The sequence below is a fragment of the Rhizobium sp. CCGE 510 genome (assembly GCF_000292525.1).
In the GTDB taxonomy this organism is placed as follows: Bacteria; Pseudomonadota; Alphaproteobacteria; order Rhizobiales; family Rhizobiaceae; genus Rhizobium.
The window spans coordinates 81,829-107,583 of sequence record NZ_AEYF01000053.1; the positions used below are offsets into that span (position 1 = coordinate 81,829).

15 protein-coding genes and 9 pseudogenes are annotated in these 25,755 nt (G+C 59.4%); 4 read left to right on the plus strand and 20 right to left on the minus strand.

Going from position 1 to position 25,755, the window contains the following annotated elements:
• Window positions 1–33: 33 nt before the first annotated feature.
• Window positions 34–363 (plus strand): annotated as a pseudogene (locus RCCGE510_RS34215) (SIR2 family protein); the annotation flags it as partial.
• Window positions 364–690: 327 nt separating this feature from the next.
• On the opposite strand, the gene ectB reads toward RCCGE510_RS34215, so the two are convergent.
• The 6 genes and pseudogenes from ectB to RCCGE510_RS34995 form a co-directional block, all read right to left on the minus strand.
• Window positions 691–1,965 carry a diaminobutyrate--2-oxoglutarate transaminase gene (ectB, locus tag RCCGE510_RS30625; protein WP_007636893.1) on the minus strand — a complete coding sequence of 425 codons (1,275 nt, stop codon included), beginning with the start codon at window positions 1,963–1,965 and terminating at the stop codon, window positions 691–693.
• A gap of 331 nt (window positions 1,966–2,296) precedes the next feature.
• Window positions 2,297–3,118, minus strand: a complete 822-nt coding sequence (locus RCCGE510_RS30630) for a LuxR family transcriptional regulator (RefSeq protein ID WP_007636896.1) — start codon at window positions 3,116–3,118, stop codon at window positions 2,297–2,299.
• A gap of 397 nt (window positions 3,119–3,515) precedes the next feature.
• Window positions 3,516–3,906: pseudogene (locus tag RCCGE510_RS34220) on the minus strand (transposase); the annotation flags it as partial.
• A 153-nt stretch (window positions 3,907–4,059) separates the two neighbouring features.
• On the minus strand, window positions 4,060–5,163 hold the full coding sequence (hisC, locus tag RCCGE510_RS30640; protein ID WP_007636900.1) for a histidinol-phosphate transaminase: 1,104 nt from the start codon (window positions 5,161–5,163) through the stop codon (window positions 4,060–4,062).
• A gap of 183 nt (window positions 5,164–5,346) precedes the next feature.
• A pseudogene (gene cysC, locus RCCGE510_RS30645) lies at window positions 5,347–5,952 on the minus strand (adenylyl-sulfate kinase); the annotation flags it as partial.
• Window positions 5,953–5,961: 9 nt separating this feature from the next.
• A pseudogene (locus RCCGE510_RS34995) lies at window positions 5,962–6,099 on the minus strand (adenylyl-sulfate kinase); the annotation flags it as partial.
• 370 nt (window positions 6,100–6,469) lie between these two features.
• On the opposite strand from RCCGE510_RS34995, the pseudogene RCCGE510_RS34225 reads away from it, so the two are divergent.
• Window positions 6,470–7,530, plus strand: a pseudogene (locus tag RCCGE510_RS34225) (IS630 family transposase).
• Window positions 7,531–7,797: 267 nt separating this feature from the next.
• Here the strand turns inward: RCCGE510_RS34225 and RCCGE510_RS30660 are convergent.
• The 4 genes and pseudogenes from RCCGE510_RS30660 to RCCGE510_RS35855 all read right to left on the minus strand — a co-directional run.
• Complete coding sequence (locus tag RCCGE510_RS30660) at window positions 7,798–8,304, minus strand: helix-turn-helix transcriptional regulator (RefSeq protein WP_007636907.1); 507 nt, start codon at window positions 8,302–8,304, stop codon at window positions 7,798–7,800.
• Window positions 8,305–9,187: 883 nt separating this feature from the next.
• Entirely contained in the window at window positions 9,188–9,691 is a 504-nt protein-coding gene (locus tag RCCGE510_RS30665) for a helix-turn-helix transcriptional regulator (RefSeq protein WP_007636909.1), read from the minus strand.
• A gap of 309 nt (window positions 9,692–10,000) precedes the next feature.
• Window positions 10,001–10,761 (minus strand): IS5 family transposase gene (locus tag RCCGE510_RS34230; RefSeq protein WP_085989791.1). Its coding sequence is split into 2 segments (ribosomal slippage): window positions 10,001–10,434 and window positions 10,434–10,761, totalling 762 coding nucleotides; the frame shifts between segments, so codons are not numbered across the junction.
• 893 nt (window positions 10,762–11,654) lie between these two features.
• A pseudogene (locus RCCGE510_RS35855) lies at window positions 11,655–11,834 on the minus strand (DDE-type integrase/transposase/recombinase); the annotation flags it as partial.
• Between the two features lie 255 nt (window positions 11,835–12,089).
• Between RCCGE510_RS35855 and RCCGE510_RS30680 the strand changes: the two are divergent.
• A complete protein-coding gene (locus RCCGE510_RS30680; RefSeq protein WP_007636915.1) occupies window positions 12,090–13,019 on the plus strand; it encodes a polyprenyl synthetase family protein in 930 nt (309 codons plus the stop codon).
• A gap of 191 nt (window positions 13,020–13,210) precedes the next feature.
• Here the strand turns inward: RCCGE510_RS30680 and fni are convergent, their stop codons facing one another.
• The 10 genes and pseudogenes from fni to RCCGE510_RS30730 all read right to left on the minus strand — a co-directional run.
• Window positions 13,211–14,260, minus strand: coding sequence for a type 2 isopentenyl-diphosphate Delta-isomerase (fni, locus tag RCCGE510_RS30685; protein ID WP_007636917.1), 1,050 nt, complete (start codon window positions 14,258–14,260; stop codon window positions 13,211–13,213).
• Between the two features lie 85 nt (window positions 14,261–14,345).
• Window positions 14,346–15,248 (minus strand): hypothetical protein, encoded by a 903-nt coding sequence (locus RCCGE510_RS30690; protein ID WP_007636919.1) that lies wholly within the window; start codon window positions 15,246–15,248, stop codon window positions 14,346–14,348.
• The gene (locus RCCGE510_RS30695; protein WP_007636921.1) at window positions 15,245–16,798 is read right to left on the minus strand and encodes a hypothetical protein; all 1,554 of its coding nucleotides are present in this window, start codon (window positions 16,796–16,798) and stop codon (window positions 15,245–15,247) included. The genes RCCGE510_RS30690 and RCCGE510_RS30695 overlap by 4 nt, the downstream gene beginning before the upstream one ends.
• Window positions 16,799–17,620: 822 nt before the next feature.
• Entirely contained in the window at window positions 17,621–18,964 is a 1,344-nt protein-coding gene (locus RCCGE510_RS30700; RefSeq protein WP_007636923.1) for a cytochrome P450, read from the minus strand.
• On the minus strand, window positions 18,964–19,806 hold the full coding sequence (locus RCCGE510_RS30705; RefSeq protein ID WP_007636924.1) for an SDR family oxidoreductase: 843 nt from the start codon (window positions 19,804–19,806) through the stop codon (window positions 18,964–18,966). The genes RCCGE510_RS30700 and RCCGE510_RS30705 overlap by 1 nt, the downstream gene beginning before the upstream one ends.
• Window positions 19,793–21,394, minus strand: a complete 1,602-nt coding sequence (locus tag RCCGE510_RS30710) for a cytochrome P450 (protein ID WP_007636926.1) — start codon at window positions 21,392–21,394, stop codon at window positions 19,793–19,795. Before RCCGE510_RS30710 ends, RCCGE510_RS30705 begins: the two co-directional genes overlap by 14 nt.
• 5 nt (window positions 21,395–21,399) lie before the next feature.
• Window positions 21,400–22,680 (minus strand): cytochrome P450, encoded by a 1,281-nt coding sequence (locus tag RCCGE510_RS30715; RefSeq protein WP_007636928.1) that lies wholly within the window; start codon window positions 22,678–22,680, stop codon window positions 21,400–21,402.
• Window positions 22,681–23,605: 925 nt separating this feature from the next.
• Window positions 23,606–23,786 (minus strand): annotated as a pseudogene (locus RCCGE510_RS35860) (aminocyclopropane-1-carboxylate deaminase/D-cysteine desulfhydrase family protein); the annotation flags it as partial.
• A 281-nt stretch (window positions 23,787–24,067) separates the two neighbouring features.
• Window positions 24,068–24,873, minus strand: a pseudogene (locus tag RCCGE510_RS30725) (IS5 family transposase).
• Window positions 24,874–24,971: 98 nt separating this feature from the next.
• Window positions 24,972–25,503: pseudogene (locus tag RCCGE510_RS30730) on the minus strand (IS5 family transposase); the annotation flags it as partial.
• A gap of 88 nt (window positions 25,504–25,591) precedes the next feature.
• Here RCCGE510_RS30730 and RCCGE510_RS34240 point away from each other — a divergent pair.
• The coding region (locus tag RCCGE510_RS34240; RefSeq protein ID WP_007636937.1) for a type II toxin-antitoxin system VapB family antitoxin at window positions 25,592–25,755 on the plus strand (164 nt) is incomplete at its 3' end.

Genomic DNA, 25,755 nt, shown 5'->3' on the forward strand with positions numbered 1-25,755 from the left:
GCTGAAATCACTCAAATCTTTTTGGGGCAGCCTCTAACCGAAATTGATATCCAGACGCCAATACCTGAAATGGTGAAAGAGCGGCGTACAGATCGCGGTTTTCTTTTCATTGGCTGCCGCTTCAACGATCAAATGCTCCGGATCTACGCTAGACAGATCATCAAGCGCTCCCACGGCCCCCACTTTGCAGTACTTGATGCGGAAGGCCTTACCAAAAACGAGCGGCGTTTCCTTGCAGCGAGCGCAATCACGGTCGTCGACCTGCCGACCGGCGAAGCCGCGGCTCTGCTTGTCCCATTTGGCATTAAGACGGATGGTGAGGAAGGCCACACGGCTTCCGGTTCGAATTTCCGTAGCGGCTAGGGTGTAGCCGCAAATAGAAAGTGCTCTGTTCCTGCTAAGTTCGAATGTCATACTGCCCAGGTTTGCTGACGTGGTGGCGATGAGCGCGCGTGATCTCTGCAGCGGATCGAGGCTCTGTCGCAGGTGATCGACGGCAAGATCGGGGACGACCGCAGATTTACTGTTCGCTAAATGCCATGCGGAGGACCGATGGTTATCAAAAAAAACCTAAACAATTCCCACTACGCGGCAGAACCGCGGCCGGAATCGCCAAAGATAAGCCCTCGCATCGGCCACCATAATCAAGTTGTACGCTGATCGGCCGAAACGAGAGACCAAGGTTTGTCTTTAAACGCTCACCCGCACCGACTTCTCCAGGATGTCCAAACCGCGTTGGACAGTTTGACTGTCGATAGTCAAGGGAGGAAGAAGCTTGATTACCTGGTCTTCCGCGCCGCATCGCTCTACCACTAGTCCTTGTTCGAAGGCTTGGCGGACGATTTTCTCCGCTAGTTTCCCCGTACGGCAGTCGAGCCCCAGCATCATGCCTCTTCCCCGCACGGCAAGTTCAGAACGTTGGTTGCTTTGAGCAACTTCCCGAAGGCGCTCCATGAGCTGGCGTCCTGTTTCGATAACGCCCTTAGATAAGTTTTCATTTGTCCAGTATTTTTGCAAAGCAGCACTTGCCGTCACGAGTGCAAGGTTATTGCCTCTGAAAGTCCCAGTGTGTTCACCTGGCTGCCAAACGTCCAATTCGGATTTGAGCAGCAGAAGCGATAGAGGTAACCCATAACCGCTGAGGGATTTGGATAAAAGCACGATGTCTGGGGATATACCCGCAGACTCAAAACTGAAAAATTCGCCAGTTCGGCCGCAGCCTGCCTGAATGTCGTCAACAATCAGTAGGACGTCGTTCTTTCTGCAAAGCCGCTCAAGTGACTGCAGCCAGTCTGTGCTTGCAGGGTTGATACCTCCCTCGCCTTGAACAGTTTCCAGAATAATAGCTGCCGGCAAGTCGACTCCGCTACTACTATCAGCAAGCACCTTGTCCAAGTAGTCGGACGTATCGTTGTCGGCTCCCCAGTAGCCGTCGTAGGGCATGAAAACTGCGCCGGCAGGGGTAAGACCTGCTGCATTTCGGAAATATCGATTGCCGGTTACGGCAAGGGCCCCCAAACTCCCTCCGTGATAGCCGTTTGTGAACGAGATTACGTTGTGCCGGCCGGTTGCCTTACGTGCGAGTTTCAAAGCAGCTTCAACAGCGTTGGCACCCGTGGGGCCGGTAAACTGAAATTTGTACGCCAGCCCGCGCGGGCGCAAAATTATATGGTCAAAATTTTTGATAAATTCTCGTTTCGCTGATGTTGCCATGTCTAACGCGTGGACAATCCGATTCGATTGCAGGTATTCCACTGCAGCATTTCGGATGTAGGGGTCGTTGTGACCGTAGTTAAGGGCACTCGCGCCGGAAAGAAAATCAATGAACTCACAACCATTCTCGTCTTCGAGGATGGCTCCTGCCGCCTTTCTGAACACCACAGGGAAGGATCGTGAATATGACCTCACATTTGACTCGAGGGTTTCAAATTCCAGTAGCGAGTTAGAACTACACTCTTGAGGCATGATCTTCCTCCATAAGAAACTTGCAGAGTCTCATCGAGTCGTGAACTAGTCGATCCGCTCCCGGTCTGCCTTCACTAACCCTTTACAATTGGAGGCTGGCATCCTAGCCGACAACGGCGACCCATTGCACCTACCTGCAAAGGGAGTATCGTCATAGACCGTTTCTTGGTTACAGGCTTAGCGCCTGCCGGATACACATTTGGAGAATTGCCGTTACTGCCGGACGGCAGCGTTGTGCCCAGTCCAACATCAGCAGTTGCGATATGACCGAAGACAGGTTCCGATGGCCGCCCCGCAACGGCCGGACGCGGGACCACACCCCGAGTTGGTCCTACAATTCGATAATTCCAAGGCTTGCTGCTTTCAAAGCCGCGACCGTTCGGCTACTGACATCCAACTTCCGCGTTATATTTTTTATGTGAAAATTTACAGTATTCTCAGAAATATCAAGTATCCGCCCTATATCCCATGAAGACTTCCCCCTTGCTACCCAGAGAATACACTCTCTTTCTCTTGGAGTAAGTTTGGGGCATTTTCCCGCAACCCGCTGTTTCGCAAAATCCGCGACACTCAGATGGAAGTGCACAGCCGCAAATTTCAGATATGTAACCATTTTATTCTCGGGCTCGCAGGACGAGGGCCGAGCAAAGCTCATAATCGCAAAACTACCTCCGGGACCGTGCAATGGAACACTGACCCCTGACCTCAAACCGAACGCTGCAGCCTCCTCGAAAAATCGCCGTTCCAGTTCCGATTTGCTCATGTCATTGTGCGCTTCACTCCAACGGAAAGCGTCCGCCTGCTTTCGGCTCTTTTTGATGATGGGATCAATTCTGTCATAGCCCATCTTGGCATAATGATCCTGCCACTCATCAGGATAGCTGACGACAGGCGGATTGCAGCGGACCATCTTTAGGATTTCATCGCCCGATTGACGATGATAGGCGACCCATGGGAATTCGAGAATCCGAGCAAATGAACACAACAATTCGAAAAGCTTCGGGGATCGAATTAAGCCCTGAGTTTTTTCGAGGAATTGGTAAAATTCAGCTGCATGCGCTTCTTCGATTGATTTAGGGAATTGCATGAGCGGAACCAAAAGAAAGCTGAAAGGATAGGTACCTGTCGGCTCCGCGGCCTCGACAGAATGCATTCACCCAAGTTCTGTAGCTCTGCCGCCGCATCCTTTGCCTCCAAACATCGTCACCGTCGTTACAGAGTTTTCGATGCAGAAACTCCGGCGTTGCTGCCGGAAGGGCTACACAACTTGCTCTGACCACGTGTGTTGCTCTTGGACTTGATTCCAGGAGTATCAAGAGCTGTGCCAATTCAGATCCGGGAGCAATTGCCGATGTTAATCAACGATTCGACCGCTTGGGTGCAAGGCTGGACATACCAAGTTTTGTCGTAAGTCGATGAAACCCGACAAAAATAGCCATTGAGCGGCCCATCACTAACAACCATGTTTGACCCATCGCCTCTCCAGCCATCCACGCAAGGGAATGGTGGTGACGTATCCCCACGTGCTCATTTCCGAGTACGCTTACGATTTTGGGATCAGAACCGCGGATGCCATCTTCGATCCTGTAAAGAGCCGCGATACGCAGCAACGCCTCGTCGACGATAGGCGAGCCCTTCTTCGGCTTTGCCTTGATCAGCTTTCCGGCGCCATGAGCCCACCAGAAAGCGAGCCTCAGCGGATTACCGCGCATGCGGTCTGGCGTAACCAGGTGAGAGTAGCCGCCATAGGCATCGACTTGGATCGCGCCGTTGAATCCGTCTTAATTTCTGCAGCATATTCGCCGTTACGCCCAGGCCGAGCACCCCGCCGGACGGCAAAGATCCGTTCCAGCCGCGGTCGCAGCCCCAGAGATAGCTATTTTCGTCCTGCCGCGCCCCGGATCCAAACAATGGAGCCGTGGTCTTATCTACATAGAGCCGTTTAATTGGCCATGTCGTCTGTGACCGGGTGCTCCACTCGTGCGCTAACAACACGCGTAATCAAGGGAATCGAGACTGCGCATGCCTTACTGTGTTGCGCCTATTTGTGATCTTATTGCCACGTGACAAGCAGTGAGCAATAGTTCGAACCGGCTAGCTCTGCGTCTTCATGCTTCCAGAAATGATGTCCCTGGCAGCTGAAAGGAACGCATCCATTTGGGTTCTGGTGCCGATGCTGACGCGAATATAATTTTCCAATCCGGCATCGGCAAAGACGGCTACAAGTACGTTCTGCCTAGCCAAAGACGCTTGCCACCATTTGCCATCTTGTGCGGGGGGCACCCGAGCAAGCAAAAAGTTTGTGTGGGAGGGGATCACAGAAAAGCCTAATTGAGACAAGGCAGTCGTCGTTCTGTGTCTTTCATGTTTAATATATTTGTGGTTCTCGTGGTAGTCGGCGCGGTGCGAAAGGATACTAATGCCCACCGCATGGCCGATTACGTTCATATTGAAGACATTTTGGAGGATGCGGAGCCTCCCAATAAGCTCAGGATGACCAAAGCCGAAACCAACACGTATTCCAGCGGCTGCAAAGCCTTTCGAAAATGTTCTCAATATCAGAAGGTTTGAATGGCGATCGACGAGGCGCAGGGCATCATCGGGCGCAAAGTCGACATACGCTTCGTCCACCACTATCAATTGGTCCGATTGCGCGACGAGGCGGTCGATTTCGTCCACGGGAACGAATGTTCCGGTCGGATTGTTCGGATTGGCCAGCAGTATGAATTTTGCATCTCTTGCTGGACCGAGAAGCAGCTGCTCGATCGGCAGAGAATAAGACTCGCCCCATTCGATTTCGAGAAGTCGAGCACCCTGCAACATGGCAAGTTTGCGGTTAAAGGAAAAACCTGGCGATATCATCGCCACGCTATCTCCCGGGTCTAGGAATGCTCTGTAGATGAGCCCGAGCAGCTCAGACGAGCCGTTCCCGGCGATCACCTGATCCTGGGAGAGGCCATACGCATTGGCGGCTGCGTCGCGCAAACTCAGATTGTCATCTTCGGGATACAGATAATGCCGTTCGAGGGCCGCCAGCGCACTTTGCATCACCATCATCGGCAACGGAAATGGATTCTCATTCGTGTTTAGTTTAACGCATTTTGCATCTCGCCCCGGTTGATTGGAGGGTAGCGCATTTAGCTGTCTCGCCACCGGCGAAAGAGCCGAAAGCACGCCCTGCAGCTTTGCATCAGACATATCTTTTCTCCGTTTCAGTAAGCCGGCCGTGAGCGCGTGATCGGCTGTCTCCTGCTGAAGCGAACATAGCATCGGACGTTGGCGCGGCCGCCTGGGGGCTGCAATGACCACCGCGTAGTTAATAGCCAAGGACCGCCGCGGCCGCCTCAAGCCGCCAATGCTCAAGCCTCCGCACTCTCACAATCATGCGGCACTTTGCTCCATTCGCCTTTCGAGGAACTGTTCGATCTCAAACGCCAACGCCGCAGGGTCGTGGCCAACCGTTTCGAGATGCAACTCAGGGCTCTCAGGGATCTCGTACGGTGAGGAAACGCCGGTGAAATTGGCTATCTTGCCAGCGAACGCCTTCCGATAAAGCCCCTTCGGATCGCGCCGCGCGCATTCCTCGAGCGGCGTGTCGACGAAGATTTCGATGAACTCCCCCTCCTCCATCAGTTCGCGAGCCATCCGGCGTTCGCCGCGGAACGGCGAGATCAAGGATACGAGCACGATCAGCCCAGCATCGGCCATCAGCTTAGCGACCTCGGCGACGCGGCGGATGTTCTCGACACGATCAGGCTGGTTGAAGCCTAGGTCGCGATTGAGCCCGTGGCGCACGTTGTCGCCGTCGAGCATGTAGGTGTGCTTACCGCGGGCATGCAGCAACCGGTCGAGCGCATTGGCGATTGTGGACTTGCCGGAGCCGGAAAGTCCGGTGAACCACAGGACGGCTGGCCGCTGGCTCTTCATCGCCGCGCGCGCGCCCTTGTCAAAGCCGGTCGCCTGCCAATGCACGTTGTCGGCGCGCCTTGCCCAGCTTTGGCTACCGCTGAAAAGCTTTGTATTGAAGACCCCGGTCGGCCCATAGTCTTTGCGAAAGAACTCGGGAGGATCGACATGGTCGATGATGTCCAGCTCGTTTTCCCAGCACAGCTTCCACCGCACCTCAGAACGCATGCAAAGACCTCCTTTGGTATTTCTTGCTGCTGTTTTGAAGCACGCATTGTTTGATCGAAGCAGCGGTCACTCCGCTGCAGGTCGGCGCCGTTGCTCGGGTTCGCGATATAGCCAGTCCGGACCGTCGAAGGTTTCGCTGTCACTCGCGTCTGAGATCAAGATTCCTAATGCACCATCATGGGAGATTGGTAAAATTAATTGTATCAATGGAATCATCGATGCTTTGGATGATGAATAGACTGGTTTCTTAGGCTTTGACGTGACCTTCCTGGCACTTGCCGCGTAATACCAGCCGTCATTGAGCGTGACTCGCGTGGGGATTCCCAACGGCCAACGAATCTGAATCTTTGGCGTAAACAGGAGGTTTGCGATGGAATCAGCGCTTTCTTTGCGTTCGGATTTCGACGGGTCCATGTTGCGGCGTCTGGCCCGTCAGACGCGCGATGCCGATCAGGCGCGGCGGCTTCTTTCGCTCGCATCGATCTATGATGGTGGCTCACGCGCCGATGCCGCCCGGCTTGGCAGCGTGACAGTTCAGATCGTGCGCGATTAGGTGGTGCGCTTCAATACTCGCGGTCCCGACGGGCTGATCAACGGCAAGGCTCCGGGAAAGCCTTCTCTCCTGAACGACGAACAGCGAACGGCGTTGGCGCAAGCCATCGAGCGCGGACCGACGCCTTATCTTGATGGCGTCGTTCGGTGGCGTCTGTGTGATCTGGCCCAATGGATTTGGGAAGAGTTCCGCATCTCAGTGAGCGAGGAGACCCTGGGTCGCGAAATGCGTGCCATGGGGTATCGCAAGCTCTTGGCTCGCCCAAGACATCATGCGCAGGATCCGGAGGCGGCGGAGGCATCTAAAAAAACTTCCCCGCCGCTGTGGCAGAAATCACCGCCGGTCCCGCCAAGGGCAAAGTGATCGAAATCTGGTTCCAGGACGAAGCGCGGATAGGCCAGAAGAACAAGATCACCCGCCGCTGGGCCAAGCGGGGGTCAAGGCCCTCCGCGCCGCACGACCAGCGAACCCGGTCGGCCTATATCTTCGGTGCCATCTGCCCCAAGCAGGGCAAGGCTGCCGCTCTCGTCATGCCGTGGTGCGACACTCATGCCATGAACCAGCACCTGATAGAGATCTCCCGCAACGTTGCTGACAATGCCCACGCCGTTCTCATCATGGACCAAGCGGGATGGCACATGTCCAACAATCTCGTCGTTCCTGAAAACATCACCATCCTGCCACTACCGCCAAAATCGCCCGAGTTGAACCCGGTCGAAAACATCTGGCAGTTCATGAGGGACAACTGGCTCTCAAACCGCGTCTTCAAGTCCTACGAGGATATCGTCGACCACTGCTGCTACGCTTGGAGAACCCTCCAGGAGCGCCCATGGAACATCATGTCGATCGGAAGACGCAAATGGGCGCAAGGGTTCTGATCAATGACGGTTGGTATAAGACGACCGCGCAACCCCTTCAGCGGCCGAGAGCAGGGATGAGTTGGACCGATTGACCCAACATGCGCCTCCCCGTTTACCCAACTATGTCCCGCAGAGATTTGGCGATGAATGGTCGGCTGTAGTCCTAACCGCGCGCAAAGCTCGCTTCGGCAACTTGCAACGGCGCGAGCGTTTGGTTGCGGTTTCTGATAGAACTTCATCAGGGACGGACGCACGTTCTGTTTCTTGATGCGAGCGATCTACGTCCTATTCGCGATCGTCTGCAGTGGCGCTGGTAGACGCGACTTTCACGCCACCATCGCCGCTATCGCTACCGGTCTCGTCTATGCGGCTTAGTAAGCTGTAAATATCTTGCAAAATCTCTTCATCGAAAGTCCGCAACTTCACGATAGTAGCCAACAGCAGAACCGCTTTGGTTTCAGTTTCGCCCCAAAGATAAGGTGCCGCCGGGGCGATAATCTCTTCCGGAGTCGCATCCAAGACCTCACACAGATGAATCAGTCGGCTCACGGTCAAGCGGGATACTCCATTTTCGTACCGGCCGTAGACCTGCTTAGTGATGCCAAGCAAGGGCGCCAGTTTCGAGCGCGGGAGTTTTCGCTTATCGCGGGCTTCGCGAAGGCTGACGCTGATCAAGTTTTCGAGTTCGGCGCTAAGTGCAATCCGTCCGTCAAAAGGTTTTCGATAGACCGGCTTGTCTATGCCTGGATCATCGACTTGTTGCAAACCGAGTTCATCAATCCATTGCTTCAATGATGGTCCTGACATTGCTCCGACTGAGGTAAATGCGCCAGAGCTCTTTATCCGGAAAGTGATGTGCTTGGAACCACCAATGTTTCGATTTCGGTCTCATTTGGCGCATTTTTGTCCACGCGAACCTCACCCGATAGCTATCGTTCACTCAAATATATCAGTGAGCGCGAGTACATAGATCTAGCCAACACCGAAATCGCTTCACGCAAGGATTATCCAATTGCGCCAAATTGGCTATGAACACCTTCCGGGACGTCGTGTGCGGGCATGGTGGTCTTTTGTCCTGCACGTGGAGACTCTCGGCTCACGGCCAACCAATCACGGCTGCGCGTGTCGGCTGCCCTAGGCGATGCCCTCATAGTACCTCTGAAGGGCGGCAGCCATGAACAGCGAGGTTTGTCTAGCTGCGTTTCCCGTCTCGGCGACTCGACCCCTTTTCGCGGAACCTGATCCGTGATGTCGAAAGGCTATTTCCGAGCCGAATGGCACAAAGGGATCGGCGCGATGAAACAGAGGCGCGGAGAGGACAGGCTTCGATTTAGTAATTGAAAAAAGCATGCGCGCCGGCAGCTCGAATACCCACATGGCATTGAGCAGGAGAACCCAATGTGGGAGTTAATCACAGACCCTACTGTCGAAGCAAAGCGCATGCAAATAGACTTGGCGTCGCTCGTCGACGGATCGCTCGAGCATCGAGCAAGATCGACGCCAACCAACGATCGAATATTGCGCAATCGGCACGTATTGTGTTCAGACGGAAATGCGAGTGAAAAGCTAAGTTGTGAGATTGCGGGTGTCTGCACACCGACGACAGCGCGTCGGCTGCGACACCCGGCTATCACCAATACTGCTACTGGTCGGGGGCGTCATAGACAAACCCAGCTCACTTCACGGTCTCCGCTACATCACTGATACCCCTGTCGCTATCGTCGTCATCGGGGATCATTCGCTGCAGGAGCCGAATAAGATCGCGCGTCGTGCCCTTCGGAAGCCTCCTGAGAACCCGAGCCAGTGTGAGACAATCCTCGGCCTCCTCCGATGTACGGCCCCAAAGATGTGGCGCAGCTTCAAAGATCATATCGATAGGCATAAAGCCAAGAATCTCACACAGATGGATCATCCGGGTAACAGTCATTTTGGAAAATGCCCGCTCATAGCGTCCGTATACAGGGATGGACAGACCAAGCATTGGAGCAACGTCCGCACGAGACAGGCCTTGCGCTTCGCGTGTCTTTTTCAGGAACGCGCTGATCAATTCCTCCATGTGTCCCAGGGATGTAATTTTGCCGTCGAAACCTGGCTTTCGACAGATCGGCTTGTCAACCTCCGGATCGGCGGTGCTGACGAGGCCTCTCGAACTTCTGTAGCTTGTTAGATCTTCCGTCACCGCACGTCCCTGTTTTCCTGCCACTCGTTGTAAGCGTGCGCCAACTGAACGGATTTGAACCACTTGTCATCGCCACACTACAACCGTTTTAAATACCCATTTTGGGCATTTTTTGCGTTATAGCAAATATTTAAGGGTTTAGCCAAATTGCTTCAGGAATGCATGCAAAACAGGCGCTGAGACCGGTCGCCCAGTTCCGTGAAAGATCTGTTGCTATGGCCGAACCCGCCACTAAATCATCTAGGTTAGCGTCGAATTTGAGCGAAAATTCACATTCAATGCTCAACATCTTCTAGGAGTTGTGGACACTTACCTAAGCCATAGGATTGTTGCGGCCAGAGCGATCATGGCCCGGTAGTTTCGCACGGTTTTCTCATATCGTGTGGCGATGCGTCGAAACTGCTTGAGTTTTGAGAAGCAGCACTCGACGAGATAACGTTGAGCGTAGAGTTGCTTATCGAGTGGGTATTTGCGGGCGCGGGACGGATTGTTGGGTATCACCGCTTTCGCGCCCTTGTCGGCAATAGCCTGGCGTAGCCGGTCGCTGTCGTAGGCGGTATCGGCCATGACGACCTCGGCTGGCATGCCCTCGATTAAGGCGTCGGCTTGTGGTGCATCGCCTTTCTGGCCGGCAGTCAGCACGAAGCGAACAGGGCATCCAAGGCCACGCACTGCCATGTGAATTTTGGTGCTCAAGCCGCCGCGGGAACGGCCAAGCGCCTGATCTTCAGCCCCTTTTTTGCACCCGCGGCGTGTTGATGAGCCCGGATGATGGTGCTGTCGACGATCAGATATTCAAAATCACTGTCATCCGACATCGCTTCGAAAACACGCCACCAGACACCCTTCTGGCTCCACCGGCTGAAGCGACGAAACACGCTGTTCCAATCGCCGAACGCGTCCGGCAGATCGCGCCAAGGTGACCCTGTGCGCACGATCCACAAGACCGCTTCGACGAACATGCGGTTGTCGCGACCCGAAGAACCACGCGTTCGATCATCGCCGATAATATGCTGCGACAGCCGATCCCATTGATCGTCTCGAAGAATCAAACGGTCAAAAACACCCATGACTGCCTCCAAAAAGCAGTCTTGAATCACATCATAGCTCTCTTGGGAATCCCAAGAGTCCACGCCTCCTAAGCCGTCATCGTTGAGGACGAAAAAAATAATCTCGAAAACCGATCCATTTCCCCGTCCCAGGATATCCCATTTGGCTAGCTGGGAAAGCTCCGCCGTGCTGGAGATCACCCAGCCAAGAACCCATATCGGTTACCGCTCCCGCAAGCGTGTAGGTTCGAAATTCCGCCTCCTTCAACCAAGCTATCGAAAGAGAGCGCTGCATATCCACCTGCTCCGACCTTTTAGTCCGCTAGCAAAAGGCGGTCGGGGAACGACTTCTCGAAGCGGTTTCCTGCCGGCCGACTAGGGCTACGGCAGCGCCGAAATCCTCGCCAAGCCGGTCGAGTGTAAGGCTTCGGCAACATCGCGCCGAAGAGCAACAGGAAGGGCTCAGTCGTCTTCTCACGCTGGGTTCTATCGGCAGCGTAACCTCGTGAAGCGTCAAAAGCATTGGTTCGATCGCAATTGACGCAAAGATAACAGTCGCGTGCGATCTCGCACATTGACAGGTTGGCATGATGCAAGTGCCGACGTGCACTGTGAGCTCGACCCAATTCACTCCCAATGCTGGGTCGGCCTTCGGACGGATCGCTCGCAAGGTTGACGGCGTTCACATACTAGGCGGAGTGGCACAATCTACGACTCCCGACACACGGTGAGCACCGGAAGGCGCCTTCTGTCGCCATTGAAACATTCACTAACAATGCTCTGGTGGCACACCAATTGCTTGTAAGAGCCCAGATCTCTGCCGGCAATGGTTCCGGTCCAAGCTCCAGTGGTTACTATCGACGATGACCAACACTTTTAGATGTAAGGCCCATCTTCGCCCATGTCGTACCCTACGAACGGAGCTCGTCAGCGATCATCACGCGCGGCGGCGTGCAGCCGATCCAAAGAGCTTTGTCACGAGCCACCGCTCAGCGCGGGGGCCTCTTCGGCTTTGGATCAAGACGTCTAGAGCAATGCCATTCTGGCCGACAGCGCCGCCAGAGCCAATGTTTTTCGCACGCGATCGAAATAACGGAATTCGTCCAGATGTCATGTCGCCGCGAATGGGACTGCTTCGAGGGATTCCAGCGGGAGATCGCCTTGCCGAGTTAGGGCTCCCACTGGCACGCGGGTTCATTGGTGACGCCGGTGCCGCATGTTGGCCGCCGCAACCCGCTAAACTTAACGGCGCCCTGGAACCTGAAGAGACACAGCGAAATTGGCCTTTTGTTTGGCACCGGTTGGACTAGGCCCGATGTTCGTTTTCGTCTCAAAAGTGGAGATGCGATATGATTTCGAATCACCAAGCCGACGTCGTTGGCGATAGCGACAAGCTCATCGAGCATGCGCTGCAAGCTGCCATGGATACTGCTCTAAGTCCGGCTGCGCCGGCTCACCTGCGTGGAGCGCTAGACGCGGCAGTGTTTCCAGGTGGCTCCCGGATGCGCCCCAAGCTCTGCTTGAAAGTCTCCTATGTGTGCGGCGAAAGACATCCTGAGCTGGCGACAAGAGCCGCGGCAGCAATTGAATTGCTACACTGTGCCTCGTTGGTGCATGACGACTTGCCTTGCTTCGATAACGCCGCGTTACGCCGCGGCAGACCGACGGTGCACCGGCTTTTCGGAGAGCCTATCGCCGTTTTGGCTGGCGATGCCTTGATTGTAATGGCTTTCAAATACCTCAGCTTGCAGGCTGCGCTAACACCTGAGTTGGGCGCGCGCATGATCGAGGTGGTTGCGGAGGCGGTCGGCCCCAGTCACGGACTGATCGCCGGACAGTCGATGGAGGCAATGACGCACGTCCCAATCGACCGCTATCACCATTACAAGACCGGCTCCCTCTTTGTCGCAGCGGCCACGTGCGGTGCCCTGGCAAGTGATGTTGATCCGGCCCCATGGTCTAAGGTGGGGGAATTGCTCGGGCATGCGTATCAGATCGCCGACGACATCGCAGATACAGTCGGTCGCGCCGAAGTGCTTGGCAAATTGCCTGCCGTGGACACGCAGCTGAAGCGGCCCAGTATCGTTCGCGGCGAAGGATTGGACAGCGCAGCCGCCAGATTTTACGCGTATCTCGAACAGATAGGTGACACCGTTCCTGCCAGCCCTCACAAACGGTCCTTCGTTAACTGGCTGAATCATGCACTTTGCAAAGGCGTGGCGGGACCGGGAAAAGCCGGGCTAATTCAACAAGCGGCGCTGGATTGCGCACCTTTATGAGCTCCGAATTCCGTTACGCATAACCTAGCTAACCGGCGGCATCATTACCGCTTCATCGTCGACAGCTGCCTCATGAACACTTCGTTCCCTGTATCGAACCCGTGGGCCAGGTGGATTAGAGGTCTAGCTTTAGCGTTAACGGTTTTTGCAACCAGCTAGGCGCCGGCCGACACGAGCGAGCGACGCCGGCATCATCCAGCTGGCGGATGCGCGGAGGGCAACAAGCGCGCCTGGCGCAACGTCGCCAGATCAGGTGAGCCGGTGCAAAAGCAGGCGACGGCCAACTGGCGGATGACGACCTCGAAATGCGCGACGACCGCTTCGGTCGATACCGTAGCCGCTGGCAGCACGCCGGCTGCCTGCCCGGCGATGTCCGCGCCCAGGCGAATGGCCTTGGCCACGTCGACGCCATCGCGGATCCCGCCGGAAGCGATAAGCTTCACCGTTGGCAGCGCCCGACGTACCGCCTGCAAGCTGGCCGGTGTCGGGATCCCCCAATCGGCGAACGCCATCGCCACTGCACGGCCGGCGGCATCGCGGGCGCGCTCGCCCTCCACCGCGGCCCAACTGGTGCCGCCCGCTCCGGCGACATCAATCACCGCAACACCCGCCTCGACGAGCGCGCAGGCCACCGAGGCGGACAGGCCCGACCCCACTTCTTTGGCCACGATCGGCACGCCCACGCTACGCGCGGCGCGAGCCATCTGCGCCAGGACGCCGCGCCAGTCGCGGTCGCCATCCGGCTGTAGCGCTTCCTGCAGCGGATTGAGATGGACGATCAGCCCATCAGCCTCCAGCGCATCGACAGCCCGGCGCGCCAGATCAAGGCCGTCGGCCTCACGCAGTTGCGCGGCGCCGATATTGGCCAGCAAGGGAATGTCAGGCGCCAGGCGGCGAAGCGCGCGCGTCAGTCCCTGGGAATTGCGCGATTGCAGGCTCACGCGCTGCGAACCGACGCACATGGCGATCCCCAAGGCTTGCGCCGCCTCGCTCAGATGCCGATTGATGGCCTCGGCGCGTGGCATTCCGCCGGTCATGGAACTGATCAGCAGCGGCGCACGCATGGGCTTGCCTAACAGCGAGGTGCGCAGTCCGATCTGCGTCAGGTCCAGCTCGGGTAGTGCGCAGTGTTCGAACCGGATTTGCTCCCAGCCGGCGGCGACCGTGGCTGGCGCCGTTCGCCGATTAAGCACGAGGTCCAGATGGTCGTCCTTGCGCCGGGTCAGGGCGTCGTCGCACATGCTCGCTCTATCCGCCGTATTGGGCGTTGGCGTTGCGTCGGATCGGACCGAGGGCGCTACGCGCACGCCGCCGCCTCCCGTGCGTTCACGCCGGCGCACGCTGGCCTCCCCCCGCAGCATCGTTGCCGTAGCGGCTGATCGAGGTCTCGTAGTACTTCGCGCGAATGGCCGCCATGGCCTCGATTAACGGTCCCCATGGCGCAGGAAAGCGTTCCTCCACCATCACTCGGTGCAGCATGCGCTCATGGCCGGCCAGCTCGTCGTTGAGGAAATCCTCCACAGGCATAGCCGGATAACGCTGCAGGAGCAGGATGGCAGCGTTGTCGGCCTCTCCCGCCGACCTATCCTTGGCGCGTCCATGCAGATCGTTCTGCAGGCGCCCTATCGTGGAGATGAGCCGCAGTACCTGGCGAAACGCCGGACGCGCGCGCAGGGTCGCCATGTCCAGCCCCCAAAGCAACGACAGGCAACAGAACACGTTCGCGTAGGCGATCGAATCGATGGAATTGTGCAAGTATTCGGCGTAAGACCAGCGTTGCGCCCCCGCCGCCTGCGCGTGTCCGGCGCGAAGCGCCGCGCAGTAGCACTGGGTATCGTTAAGAAGCTGAGTATAGTCGCGCCTATCGTAGGCGAGCGCGGCCAGGGAAGCGCGCAGCACAGCGCAGCCCTCGAACCCGGGGATCGCGCATGGGCCGCCCTGCCCCAGCGCCTGCTCCACCGCGGCCAGCTGCTCTGGCGCGATCAGGCCAAGGTCGTTGCAATCGTCGAGCCAAAACAGTAGCGCCAACTCGCGATAAAACGCCACGATCAGCTTTTCGTCCTGCGGATCCCGGCCGGTGCGGGCGCTGGTATCGTGCAGGCTCGGTTGGATACGCTGCAGGATGTACTGTCCGCCCCTAACTGCTTCCACGGCATGCTCGTCGGCGAATCCGGTTAGAGAACGCCCCCACTCCAGTACTTGCTGCAGCGCGCTTTCGGTCGGGATCATTGCGCTATTCCTCCTGCTCCCTCGGCCGGGATGCGCCGCCCCCAACGAAGAGCCAGCCACAAGCCGGCGAGTTCGATCACGCGCACGACCCGGGTCGGGCAATACAATTCCTTGCCGATCCACAGCGGCGTCTGCGGCAATTCATGCGCCTCATGGCGAGCGAGCATCCACTCCAACGCGTGCGCGACCGCCAGCGCGATGCGGGCGCGCCCTGTCGGCTCTTCGCGCCCATCCATCACGTGCAAGGCGAACAGCGCATAGGCGGTTTCCTCAAATGTTGACGCGCGACCGGCGCCCCAGCCGCCGTCGTCGCACTGCGCCTGCAACAGCGCCGCCAGCGCGCGCTCGTCGCGCCACTGGGGCACGCCTTGCGCGAGCGCAGCAATTGCATGCGCGGTGGGATACAGCCACGAAACGTGCCATTTTTCATTGTCCCATAGACCGTCCGGGTTGCGATTGGCCTCAAGGTAAGCGCTGGTGCCGGCGGTGGGCTTTCCCAACAGTCTGAACGCATGCAGGGCGTGGATGTTGGTCGACACCGAGGCATTGCGCTCGCCGGGGAAGGTAACGAACAGCCCGCCGATTTCGAAATGGCGCAACGCGTCGGCAGCCGGGTTGCGTCCTGCTAGGCGCAGGATGCACAACGCAACGGCGGTGTCGTCCGCATCGGCCGCGAAGTGCAAGGCCGGACCTAGACCGCGCACGCCCAGACAGGCATCGAGCTGCGCGACGATCACGCCTACCGCCTCGGCGAGCGCGGGATGCGAAAACAACCCGGCCAGATGCAGGGTGTACAGCGACCAGCATGGCTCGAATACGTTGATCGGCCAGACGCTAGGAACGACACCTTCAATGCCGCTACGCGCCGCGCGCGATGCGGCCTGAAGATACCTGTCGGCACGCCCGACCTCTGGCGCGCTCGCCTGTGTGAGGGCGTGCGCACGCCACGCGGCGGTTGCCGCCGGGCTGATGCCGATGCTGCCGTCGTCGTCCAGGCATGCCGTGGTCGGCGACGTGCCCCAGGCTTCCCAGGAGTGCAACAACGGATGGCCGCTCGGCAGCGGTCCCACCGTCCCCAACTTGGCCAGGCACGCCTGCCGCAACGGCAACAGCGCCGGGTAGCGCGGAAACACCACGTCGTCCACCAAGGATGCGGCCTCGCCGGAGATCTGCGGCAGGATCAGCTCCGCGCCTACCGGCGCGTCTTCCGGCACCGCATCTGCGTAGGGATCCGGCTGGCGCTCGAGGAACCGCGTTGCAGCCTGAACTGCGTCCGCAGCGCCGGGAAGAGGATCGGCACGCTGCAATGCAAGCAACGCCGCCCACGTGGGTGCATGGCGGAACAGTGGGAAGTCAGCACTTCCCCACCCGCCATCAGCCTGTTGCTGCGCCATGAGCCACGCGTATGCGTTCTGCCGACCGGTGACGTTGCCGCGGAAGTGCAAAACGCGCGCCGTGTCGTAAACGGAGGGACTGACGCTGCCGCCATCGCGCGTCTCGTTCAGCAGGTGGCGCAATTCAGAAAGGATCTGTTCGGACAGCGCATTCATGCGGGATGTTCCCTCTGCAGGCAGTTGACGAGAAGCAGGATGGGGCGGACGCCGGGCACCGCCGCGGGCCCGTCGCGGCGAAGCGCACCTATGCTGGCGGCGGTCCGCCGGACAGCGCGGCGGACCGCGGTGGGCAACCGCTGCGATCTGCGCCGTGGAATCGGACACAATGTAGCATCTAGCGCTGCCGCCGGCGGATCGCAGCGGTACGGCGGCGCCTCCGTGCCGACCGGCGCCCATGCGCACGGCGCGTGCTTGAACAGATACCCTTTTGGCCCGCTGCACGGCCTGCGCCAACCGCTCCGCACGCGGCCGCAGTGGGGTGATGGCTTCCTCGGCCTCGGGCCATAGGCCCGGCACTGACTGGCGCGCTGCATGCAGCTCCGTGATCGGCACGCCGGTTGCATTCTTCTCCGCCACATGCTTGCCGGGGGCTTGCCCAGCGTCGTGTCATCCGCTGGCGTGTCATCCTCGACCACCTACGATCCGAAACAGGCGCGATAGCGATCCAGCGCGCGGAACAGCGTAACGCGCGGCATCCTCCGCGACGGCGCATAGCGCGACCATGCGTACGGACGCGCGCACCGGCACTCCGCCGCACGCCTGCGCGCCCAATCCGCCGAACGGGGAAACGCCAGTTCGGTCGTCGTTTAGCATGGAACCCGTCTGCATGTTGTTCATCTCCTTGTACGTGACAGAGAATGCCGCGGCGAGCGGCGAGCCGCGGTGTTGCCGGCGTCGCACCGGGCGCGCGCGCCGAGTGCAGTAATGCCGCCCATCGCCGGCGCCGCTGCCTCCTGACACGGGGCAGACGATCCCAGCTCATGAGAATCCGATGCGGATTGTCATGGACGGATGTGCGGTCGGGTAATAGCGCCGGCCATTTTCGACGCCGCTCATCAACCGCGGCCGCACCCCGGCCTCCTGCATGGTCAATGCCAAGGCGATGCTGAACTGCACCAGCTCCAGCCATACTAGATGATAGCCCATGCAGACGTGTGGGCCGGCACCGAACTGCAGCATGTCCACCGGCCGGATCGGCTCCGTGCGTTTTAGCCACCGTCCCAGACGGAACTGATCAGGCGCTTCGTGCAGCAGCGCCGAGGTCGAGAAATGCAGCAGTGGGATGCACAAATGAGTGCCCGCAGGAATGCGCCGCTGGCCGAGTTGTAATTCCTGCATCGCGCGACGCGGTACGAGCGAGGAAGCCGGATGCATTCGTAGCGTCTCCCGAAACAGTGCCTCTGCGACCGGACATTGCGCCAGGTCCTCGTGCCCGGTCGGCACCGCGCCCACGCGTTGCGCCTCTTCGACCAGGGCGTCCCACAGCTCTGGCTGCTGCGCCAGCTCGATCACCATCCAGGCCATCGTTGAGGCGGAGGTCTCGTGGCCGGCAAGCAGCAGCAAGCGGATATTGGCGACCAGGACGTCATCGGAGAGTGCGCCGTCGCTGCGATCGAAGGCGCTCACCATGTCGTTGATCAACCCGGTGCGCGCGGCGCGCGCGCGCGCGTCCCGGATGAACTGGCGCGACTGCGCGTCGATCCAATCGCGGGCGGCGCGGCCGCGCCGCAATGGCATCCCCGGCAGGTCGATCGGGGGCGCGACCATCAATTGTAGCAGTTGTCGGTACTTGCGATGCCACTCCGACAGGTCTTGGGCGGGGATGCCCATGAGACTGAAGGTGAGTTTAAGCATCAGGTTGCGGGTGTCTGGCAGGATAGCGACTTCACCGCGGTCGCGCCACGCCCTGACCTGAGCCCGAATAATTGGTTCGAACAGCTCGCCAATGCCGGCCTCGGTCAGACCCCTGGGCAGAAACGCCGCCTTTATCCCATCGCGCGCCTGCCGGTGCGCGCTACCGTCCAAAGTGACCAACGTTCCGCCAAGGATGTCGGGCGCCATCTCTTCGATCAGTGCCGAGGACACTTCCTTGTGCCGGAGCAATGCGAGCGCATCCGGATCCAGGCATGTCATCAGGTGTCCGGCCGGGCCGAAATCCAGCCAGAAGTGGCTGCCTAGCGTCCTTTCGGCGCGCCGCAGCAGGCGCGGCAGATCGCAGACGATGGCGGGAAGATGCCCAACCAGGGGGAAAGCGCCAGGCATGACCGGGATGTCGTCCCGTAGCCGGTGCCAGCGGTTCAGCGGGTTGAGCAGCATGTCCATCACCAGTGCGACGTTGCGGCTGCTTGGGCGGCGTCACCGGCCGGCAGAGCCGCGCTGTTGCCACCGTCGGCGTAGGTTGGAACATGCGACAACATGCCGCCGTCGATACACAACACCTGGCCGGTGATGAACGCAGCCTCGTCGGAGAGCAGGAATGCGACCAGCGCGGCTACGTCCTCGGGGCGGCCGACGTGCGGCAGGAGCTGGTGCCGGTGTAGATGCCGTTGCATGCACTCGTCCAGCTTGGCGAAGAGGCGTTCCGTCATGATAAGACCTGGCGCAACCGCGTTGCAGCGGATCTTCGCGTGTCCGTACTGGGTGGCAAGCGAGGCCGACAGCATGTTCATTGCGGCCTTCGACGCGGCGTAGGACGTCAGTGCGGTGTCGCCGCTGAGCCCTTGGCACGATGACATGTTCACGATCGCGCCACCACCGCGGGTGATCATTTCTGGGATGGCCTGCCGGCAGCAGAGGAGCGTGCCGCGCAAATTGGTCGCCATGGTCTTGTCCCAGACCGCCACGTCCAGGTCGAGGATCGCGCGGTCGTGCGGGGTCAAATACATGGCGCTCGCATTGTTCACAAGCACGTCTACCCCACCGAAGCGCCGCTTCGCCGTTTGGAAAAGCTCTGCCACCGCCTGCGCATCTGCGATGTCCATGGCCACGGCCAGCGCTTGGCCCGCTTCGGCTGCGATCTGTGCGGTGCAGGCGATGGCAGCGGGGCCATCAATGTCGGCCACCACCACTCTTCCGCCCTCGCGTGCGATGGCGAGGGCGCATGCCTTGCCGATCCCGGCGCCGGCGCCGGTCACCACGGCCACCTTGCCTTTAAATCGTTCCATCATGTTCTCCTGGATTGCGTAGGTCTTTCGCTGCATGTCGCTCAGCGTCTGCCTGAGAGGGCGTAGGGCCGGGGTTGGTGCAGTGGTTATCGCCGGCTTCGCTTTCGATCACCCGAATGGCCGCGACCGGGCACTGGCTTTCTGCTAGCCGCACGGCGGCGTGCAGCGCCTGCGGGACCGTCGCCATGCACACTTCGGCCACGCCGTCCGGTTCGCGCTGACGAAAGGCGCCCGGCAGCGTCAACACGCACTGACCAGTGGTTCCGCACAGGTCCTGGTCGACCACGACGCGAACCTCAGCCGCCGCCTGCGCGTGCAGCCGCACCGGCAGCGCGCGGAACGTCCTAAGGAACGCTGAGGGCTCCCGGGTCGGCTGCTCGGCCAAGGCCAGCGTGGGGAAGCGCGCCTGGATCTGCGGCAGGCTCTCGGCCAGCTGCACCCTGGCGAGTTGCGCACCTAGGCAGAAGTGGATGCCGTGGCCGAAGCTCAGCATAATCTTTCCGTCGTTCGACATGCCAGGCCTGGTGCCGTAGAACCGCACCGGATCGAATCGGTCGGGATCAGCGAAAGCGTCCGGGTCGCGATTGCCGGCCGCGATCAGCACGCGCACGTCCGCGTCCTTCGGGATCACCACGCCACGCAATTCGATGTCGCGCTGGGCGATACGCGGAATGGAGCTGAACATGGCGGGCGCCTCGCAGCGCAGTACTTCTTCCACGAATGCCTCCACCCCTGCGGCGTCTCCCTGCAGCCAGTGCCGCTCCTCGGGGTAGGCCAGCATCGCCAGCACCGCATGGTCGATAGTCGCAGCAGTGGTGGCGAAGCCGCCCAGCAACATGCCCCACAGCATGCTGATCAACTCCGCGTCCGAAAGCGTGTCGGCATCGTCGCTGTGTGCGCCGACCAGTGTCGACACGATGTCGCGGCAGGGATCGGCGCGCTTGCGCAATATGAGGTCGGCGAAATAGGCCTTCACCCTGGCGCTGGCCACGTCCGCCGCGGCGAGCTGTGGATCGCTGGCGTGCGGGCTCAGGCCTTCTAGAATGGCGCTGACGATCCCTGAGAGCTCGAAAATGTCGTCTTGGGGCATGCCGAACAATTCAGCGAAGACAAGCATGGGCAAGGCCAGTGCGAATTCCCGATGCAGGTCCACCGCCTCTCCTCGCTCTAGTGCGGGCGCCATGCCATCCAGGCGGGCTGCGACGATGCGCGCGATGCTCGGCCGCAGGTTGTCGATATGGCCCACGGTGAAATCGCGCGAAATCAGCCGGCGCAGACGCGTATGCGTCGGTGGTTCCTTCATGGCTAGCGTGGACGCCAGCAGATTGAGCGACAGGCTGCTCGCCGCACGCGGGAAATAGCGCGCCAGTTCGGATGGCGCCGGTCCCCGAAACGCATCGCCCGTGGCCTTGAACGCCCAGTAGATGTCGGCGTGGCGGCTCAACAGAAAGATGCCCGACGCCGCGCGGTGCACCGGATCGTGCTCTTGCAACCACCGCATGAACGGGTACGGGTCTTGGATGCATGCTGGCGACGCCAGCTCGGCGAAGGCGTCGTGGCATGCTGCCTTGGTTTCTTGCACGTCCATCTTGGTTACCTGTCGGGTGGCTGATCTGACCGGCGCGCGCCAGGCGCCGTCAAATGAGAAAATTGCGATACCGGGCGGCGTCCGCACCAGATCACCGGCATCTCCTCGAACCCGCCGGTGATGATCTCCTTGCGCAACTTCAGTTCTTCGGGCGCCACGGCCAGGCGCAACGCGGGAAAGCGCTGGAAGATCGAACCGAATACGGCCTTCAGTTCCAGCCTGGCCAGCGCCGCCCCGATGCAATTGTGCTGCCCGTAGGAGAACGCCAGGTGGGGATTTGCGTCGCGTCCGATGTCGAAGACTTCCGGGTCTTTGAAATGGCGCGGATCAAACGAGGTCGCCGGCAGGCCGACCAGTACTTTGCTCTCCGCGGGTATATGCACGCCTGCGATGGTCACGTCGGTCCGGGGATAGCGCATGATGCCGTCCCAGCCCGCACCAGGCGAATACATGCGCAGTATTTCCTCCACCGCCTTGTCCACCAGGGACGGATCGCGGACCAGGCGTTCGCGCTGTTGCGGATGGCGAAACATGGCCAGCAGGCCGAATTCGATCTGCGCGACGGTGCTCTCGTGCCCCGCCACCAGCACGCCCGCCGCGAGGCCGATCGCCTCTTCCTCGGTCGCTTTGCCCTGGTCGACCGCGGCGAGCAGATCCGTCAGCAGGTTATCGCCCGGATCCTGTCGCTTGCCCCGTATTTTGCCGTGAATGTAGGCGCGGAGCTCTTCCCAGGCCAGGCACGACGCGCTGCGCGGGCCGCTTTCATGCTGGTGCGTCATCACCTCGTCGGAGAGTCCTGCGAAAAAGGCGTGTTCCTCGAAGGGCACGCCCATCAGCGCGCTGATTACCTTGGCCGGAAGCGGAAAGGAGACATGGCGTCGCAAGTCTGCGGGCTGGGGCTGAACCGCCAGCGTATCGAACAACTGCACGGTGATCGCCTCGACCTGCTGCGTAAGCAGCTTCACCCTGCTGTTGCTGAAGGCCGGCGCCACGATCGTGCGTAACCGAGCATGCTCGTCCCCTTCGTGCGAGACCAGCCATCCCGGCGAACCGAGAATGACCGAATCCGGGGTGAAATCCGCCGGAGGCATTCCCGCGGGCCGGAATGCCGCGTCAGACAGCACCGCCTTGGCCTCGTCATAGCCTGTCACCCACCAGCATTCGTGCCCGGACGGAAGGCGCACGCGGTGGATCGGACCTTTGGCACGTAGCGCCAACATCTCGGGCGAGGGCTCGATGTGATCGACCCGCCACATCGGCAGCGCCGGCAAGGATTGTTCGGACATGGTGACGCTTTACTCTCTGAGCCTGGAAGGGGCGGAAGATGATGGGCAGACTGCGGGCAGCAAATGAGTTGAGACAGCGCGTAGACGACGTCCTCTGCGGCGATTACCAGCGCCAGATCGTCCGACCGCACGAACGGCGGGGGGAAGGCACTTCCCAATTCCGGGCGCGCCAGCGCAGCGCCCAGGCACAGATACAGCCCCTAGCCGAGCGGCAGGTGCGGGTTGTGCAGCCGGTTGAAATCGAACATGTCGGTATCGCCATAGGTCGCCCGACCGTAGGAATTGGCGCAGCAGGTTCGACCGCACCCACCTACCGACCCGTCCGCAAACATAACTTCCAGACCAGTCCCACACCCCCGGCCTCCCTCCTGGCTCAAGGTCTGCCGCTTTGGCTGTACCGCCCGCGACGTGGGCGATCGTTGTGGCTCGCAAATGAAGAACTCTAGATCGCATCCAACACTCCTGAGATTTTCCCGGTCACAACGGAGCCACTATCATTGCCACAGCAAACCATCGGGACCTCACGAGACGCGAACAGCGACGCACCGCCCGAAGACCATCGCGCTGCGATTGGCGACATACCGTGACCATAGCAAATCGCGTGCCGAGGTGAATTCGTGGGCTCAGCAGGCATTTCGTAGCAGCGCGTAGTGTCAAGCTCCCGCCATTCAGTCTCAATGCCGACAACCGCTGAGTACATGTCTGACAAAAGCCTGCTCTAACGCCGGTCTGCGTCCGATAGTCGGCGACCTGCATTGGGATGTCCCCGCGGCAGGCTTTCGTGCAACAATCCGCGCCATCTTCGACGTCGAAGTTGCCCCGCCAGTTTTCGTCCGATGGGCGGGAACGTCGTCGACTGCGCCGAGGCCGCCGCGTTAAAAGCGCCGGCCCTGGGCAAATCTCACTGGACCCGCCTCGACTCACCGTCCGGAACACTGCAATAAAGTTTGCGGAGCTTATTTCCGCCAAATGCAAGTTGCGAACTTGCAGTCATCTCGTTTGACGTTGTTCTCAATGTTTCCTCCCCCGCGCTTACCGAGACGGTCGAGCTTCTCGATCGGCGTAGGTCCAAAAGGCAACGGGAAACGCTCAAATTTTCGAGGCATGTTCTCTTCCGGAAACATGTCATCTAATCAGAAGCGGCGGTCGGCAACAGTCGCCTTAGTCGGAGGTGCTTTCTAAACCAGACGATGCCCCCCAGAAGCCTCCTGCCGAAGATGAAGCAATCGAGAGACCAATGCAGCATCTCATGGACCGCCGCACCGTGGTGAAGAAAGCGGTCCTCGGTTGCTGGAGGTTGTTGACTAGTTCCATGACATCGAATTGAGCTTAAGCCTGATGAATTGGGTCAATACCTACACCGCTAAGAGCCTGACTCGAAAAGGTTTCAACAATATCCGTACCTTGCCAAGCGCCGTGTCAGGAGCCGGATGTGGGCGATAGTGATCCCGGCCTCGGCTGGTGCGACGGACTTTTCCCAATCCTTCGCCAACCGTCGGCATTTGCCAAGCGATGCGAAGGTGCTCTCCACGACCCAGCGACGCGGCAGAACCTCGAAGCCCTTGGCCTTATCGGTCCGCTTGACAATCTGGAGCGTGAACGCAGCGATCTTTTGCAGTGTGCCCTTCAGCTTCGGTCCGGCATAACCACCGTCGGCGAAGATATGTCTCAGCCACGGCCAGCGCCTGAGAATGGTTTTGAAGACGGCAGGCGCGCCGTCGCGATCCTGAATATCGGCGCTGTGAACGATGAGGCCGACCATCGATGACGCTTGCGTCCCTTGATCTTCTTGCCCGCGTCATAGCCCGAAATTCCCCCGCTTTCCGTGGTTTTCACGCTTTGACTATCGATTACGCCTGCAGACGGCGAGGCTTCCCGGCCTTCCAATTCAGGCGCCTCCATCACAAGATGATGGTTGATCCGACCCCATAACCCTGTCGCTCGCCATTCGTAGAAATAGGACTGCACAGTTGTAAAAGACGGAAAATCCCTGGGCATCATCCGCCACTGCCCGTCGTAGCAATGTAAAGCAACGCATTCACGACCTTGCGACGATCGGTGCTGCGCGGCCTGCCCAATCGCCTCGGTCCAGGTAGACAAGGCGAGATCGATCCCCATTCCCGTTCCGTCAGATCGCTTGCATACCGCATTGCGTGTCGGGCATATTGCCGACGGGTGAAAAGTCCAGCCCATTGTGGTCTCCGTTCGTCCTAAGCAAACAAACAGAATCACAACTGGCTGATTTCACTCAATTCTTTTTCGGCCAGGCTCTAAGAGCCCGATTCAAAAGTTCATTCGTATATCCAATATCTTGCGATGCGCCTTGTGAGCATTCTGATTGAAGCGATTTGCGCCCATGCGGTTGCGCTTTCGATCGATTTCTCCCAATCCTTGGCGAGACGGCGGCAGCGTCCAAGCCAGGCGAAAGTCCTTTCCACCACCCATCTCTTGGGCAGGACGACGAAGCCCTTGGCGTGATCCGAACGCTTGACGATTTCGATCGTCCAGTCACCATGGCCGCACATTGCTCGCCTCAACTTGGCTCCGGCGTAGCCACCATCGGCGAAGATGTGGCGCAGCCACGGAAAACGGCGGCGGATCGCCTTGAGGACATGGGGTGCGCCGTCGCGATCCTGTATGTCGGCAGCATGGATGAGCACGAAGACCAGAAATCCATGCGTATCTGTGACAATGTGACGCTTGCGGCCTTTAATCTCAGCGCGAACGCAGCTTGTCGCGGTCTGGCCTGAATCATAGCCGGACATTCCGGTACTTTCCGTGGTCTTGACGCTGGCTGTCGTTGATCCCTGCAGTGGGTTGCGCCGACGACCGACGTATTGGAGTGGACATCAGGCGTAGATTTTATCACCAAATGGTGCTATCTATAACGCCATAATCAGGAAGCCAAACGATGCGATCGACTATCAATCTCGACGACACCCTCGTGGAAAGGGCTAGGTCTCTAACCGGCACGAAAGAAACCGCCACTCTGGTCCGCCAAGCGTTGGAGACGCTTATTCGTGTGGAGTCGGGAAAACGCCTCATCGCGCTCGGCGGAACTATGCCGGATGCGGA

Coding starts and splice junctions, on each gene's coding strand:
- ectB (WP_007636893.1), bottom strand. CDS start 1,965: ATGCCTCAAGAGTGTAGTTCTAACTCGCTACTGGAATTTGAAACCCTC.
- RCCGE510_RS30630 (WP_007636896.1), bottom strand. CDS start 3,118: ATGCATTCTGTCGAGGCCGCGGAGCCGACAGGTACCTATCCTTTCAGC.
- hisC (WP_007636900.1), bottom strand. CDS start 5,163: ATGTCTGATGCAAAGCTGCAGGGCGTGCTTTCGGCTCTTTCGCCGGTG.
- RCCGE510_RS30680 (WP_007636915.1), top strand. CDS start 12,090: ATGATTTCGAATCACCAAGCCGACGTCGTTGGCGATAGCGACAAGCTC.
- fni (WP_007636917.1), bottom strand. CDS start 14,260: ATGTGCGACGACGCCCTGACCCGGCGCAAGGACGACCATCTGGACCTC.
- RCCGE510_RS30690 (WP_007636919.1), bottom strand. CDS start 15,248: ATGATCCCGACCGAAAGCGCGCTGCAGCAAGTACTGGAGTGGGGGCGT.
- RCCGE510_RS30695 (WP_007636921.1), bottom strand. CDS start 16,798: ATGAATGCGCTGTCCGAACAGATCCTTTCTGAATTGCGCCACCTGCTG.
- RCCGE510_RS30700 (WP_007636923.1), bottom strand. CDS start 18,964: ATGGACATGCTGCTCAACCCGCTGAACCGCTGGCACCGGCTACGGGAC.
- RCCGE510_RS30705 (WP_007636924.1), bottom strand. CDS start 19,806: ATGGAACGATTTAAAGGCAAGGTGGCCGTGGTGACCGGCGCCGGCGCC.
- RCCGE510_RS30710 (WP_007636926.1), bottom strand. CDS start 21,394: ATGGACGTGCAAGAAACCAAGGCAGCATGCCACGACGCCTTCGCCGAG.
- RCCGE510_RS30715 (WP_007636928.1), bottom strand. CDS start 22,680: ATGTCCGAACAATCCTTGCCGGCGCTGCCGATGTGGCGGGTCGATCAC.